At 40.8% G+C, this 2,483-nt stretch carries 2 protein-coding genes; both read right to left on the reverse strand.

Going from position 1 to position 2,483, the window contains the following annotated elements; genetic code table 11:
- Nucleotides 1-45 precede the first annotated feature (45 nt).
- Nucleotides 46-810, reverse strand: a complete 765-nt coding sequence (gene istB / locus B1K52_RS00335) for an IS21-like element IS643 family helper ATPase IstB (protein WP_077303950.1) — start codon at nt 808-810, stop codon at nt 46-48.
- Nucleotides 810-2,351, reverse strand: a complete 1,542-nt coding sequence (istA, locus tag B1K52_RS00340) for an IS21 family transposase (protein WP_143588798.1) — start codon at nt 2,349-2,351, stop codon at nt 810-812. Before istA ends, istB begins: the two co-directional genes overlap by 1 nt.
- Between the last annotated feature and the right edge of the window lie 132 nt (nt 2,352-2,483).

Genomic DNA, 2,483 nt, shown 5'->3' on the forward strand with positions numbered 1-2,483 from the left:
TTGTAGACGTCAAGTTGAATTTTACACTTTTTGCTCGTTTCCTTTTTACACTTCTGCTGAAAAGATGCTCTTCCGATTTTTCATCCGATAGCTTTCCTCTTCCTCGCCTCCATGAATCACTTCCACTCGATGAAGTAAACGGTCTAAAATCGCTGTGGTGATACCTTGGTCTCCGATTAAATTGCCCCATTCATCTGGACTTTTATTTGACGTCAGGATAATCGAACTTCGTTCGTACAGATGATTAATCAAATGAAAGAATAGGTTTGCTTCTCTTTGATCCATGGCCATATACATTAAATCATCAATGATCACTAGGTCGGCATTTCTAATTCTCTTAAGCTGAACTTTAGATTTGTTCAGGTATTCTTCTGATTTTAGAAGCTGCACAAGTTCTCCCATTGTAGCGAAATTAACATTGAACCCTCTGTAAACAGCCTCCAATCCAAGACCAATTGCGATATACGTTTTTCCGATGCCGGGAGGACCTAAAAGAATGAGATTGTACTGTTGCTCCAGCCAGCTTAATTCTCGCAGTTGAGAGAGCTGGCGAGCCGTCAGAATGTTTTGGCCTTTCAGCTCAAACTCGTCTAATGACTTCACGAAAGGGAAGCGTGCCCATTTCATTCTTTTCTCCAGACTTTTCGCTTCACGCTTGGCTAATTCAAAGCGAGTGATAGACTCTAAAAATTCCAAGTAAGTCCACGATGCTTTTTCAGCTTCGCGAAGAAGCTGTGGTAGCTCCTCCGCCGTTTCTGCTAAGCGTAGCTGCCGGAATTGATTTTGTAGTTCATGTACTGTCTTATTCATCATGCTCTACCTCCTAAAATGCTAGTATAGGCATTTAGAGAACGGGTAGAGGCTTTGATATGAGAATGTTTTGGCGGACTCGTGTAATAAGATTGTACTTCTTCAATCGGCTCATCTCGTAAAGCATCAAGGTGATGAGCGATATCGCGAAAGTCATTCGCATTGTAGAGCTTTTCTGTCGTGCACTTGGTTAAAACAGTATCAATTAAAGCTGGGTATTGTTGGATCACCTTATGAATAATTGTAAATTGATCTCTCCGATACCTAGGGTATCTTTGGCTAATCTCATCTAAATATGCAGCTGCGCGAACCTGATCTCCAAAGTGGGAAATGAGGCGTTGTTTAAGCTCTTCCACACCTTTGGAGCGATCACGAGTATGGTGACGGTTTTGAATCAGCTTTCCCTTTTCAGAACTGATCATATGCTCGCCAATCACTTCACCATTTGCTTCTTTACGGATGATCAGGGCCTGATCATCTTCCCTGATTTCAATCCACACAAGATTCTCACTCATATTTTGATAAGTCCCCAGTGGGACAGAGTAACGGTTTGACTTGTACCGGATCGTGTTGTCCTTGCTGACACTTCTTGTTATACTTTGGTTATTGGTACTTTCATATGAAAGTAACGAAGAGACTGGCTGTAAGTGTTGCTTTTCGAGGAGAAACACTTCTGCTGGTCTTTTTTTCATTGTCTGGTGAACCTGGTGGTTTCCAGTACGCTCGAGCCACTGCCTTGCCCGTTTATTCCAATCTTCTATATCTCTAAACACACGACTATCAGCGAAGTTGCCTTTTATGTATTTCACTACATTTTCAATCATACCTTTAGATTCTGGATCCGCTCTTCGGCACAGGTGAACTTTGAATTTACGCTCGTTTACATAGCTTTGAAACTCAGCTGTTAAAAGTAGTTGACCTGCATTTTCACTTACTGAGATTAAGTGATCCTGATCATAGACAATTTCTTCTGTTCGTCCCCCATAGAACTGGAATGCGTTTTCGTGACAACGAATCGCATCTCTTGTAGTGAATGGACGTGCTTGCCATTCCATATATTTGTGTCGTGAGTTAGCGAGTACAAAGGCAATAAAGTATAGTTTGATTTCCTTATTGTTCACGTTTTTCTGTTTTGTTTCTCCCCAATCTACCTGGAGTTGTTTACCCATTGGCTGCTCAGGAACTGCTTCGTATTGACGAACAATCATCTTTTTCTCAATCTGATAGACTTCTCGAATATCCCTTACATATGTTCTTACAGTACTTCCGCCGACCACTAGGTCGGGGTATCTTTCTAAAAGCCAATCATGGATCTGAGCACTGCTTAGGTGGGGATACTCTTCTAGCCAGGCCAGTATCCAGTCCTTATAGTGATCTAATTTTTTCATCTTTCTCGAGGGCTGTTCAGTATAGGCCTTTGCCTCATCGAATGTCATTTCTAAATACTTATAGACAGTCGGTCTTGAGATCTTAAGCTCCTTAGAGATTTGTGCTACTTTAAACTTTCTCTTATGTAATTCCTTAATCTTAATATATAACACTAACTTCTCCTCCAAAATACTAACCTCCAGTAAAATAACGTCAAATCTATTTTACTAAAGTAGTAGGTTGATTGAGCAAAAGTGTAAATTCCTATCGAGCAAAAAGTGTCAACTTTATTCTAGCGTTTACAC

The sequence above is a fragment of the Terribacillus halophilus genome (assembly GCF_900162685.1).
Lineage (GTDB): Bacteria > Bacillota > Bacilli > Bacillales > Amphibacillaceae > Terribacillus > Terribacillus halophilus_A.